Here is a 336-nt window from a genome sequence, read left to right on the forward strand (position 1 = left end):
GTAATCGCCAAGGCATCCACCATGTGCACTTATTCACTTGTCCCTATAACCTTGACGGCTATAGTTCAAGCATTTACTACTTTGTGATGATGAGTTTTACTACCCAGGCGTGTATCTGTCGACACACACCTAATAAAACTTTACTTCTTCCAGATTGTTAAAGAACGATACTGCTTTTACCTAAGCATCTTTTGCTTACGTAAAAACAGGTGGTGGAGGATGACGGGATCGAACCGACGACCCCCTGCTTGCAAAGCAGGTGCTCTCCCAGCTGAGCTAATCCCCCTATGGGTACCACGAATACAGGCAACTGGTAGGGCTGGTTGGACTCGAACC

The 336-nt window shown here is 46.7% G+C and carries 1 tRNA gene; it reads right to left on the minus strand.

Going from position 1 to position 336, the window contains the following annotated elements:
* Window positions 1-210: 210 nt before the first annotated feature.
* Window positions 211-286, minus strand: a tRNA-Ala gene (locus GTP69_RS30930).
* Window positions 287-336 lie beyond the last annotated feature (50 nt).

Origin of the sequence: Duganella levis (assembly GCF_009857605.1) — a bacterium.
GTDB lineage: Bacteria > Pseudomonadota > Gammaproteobacteria > Burkholderiales > Burkholderiaceae_D > Rugamonas > Rugamonas levis.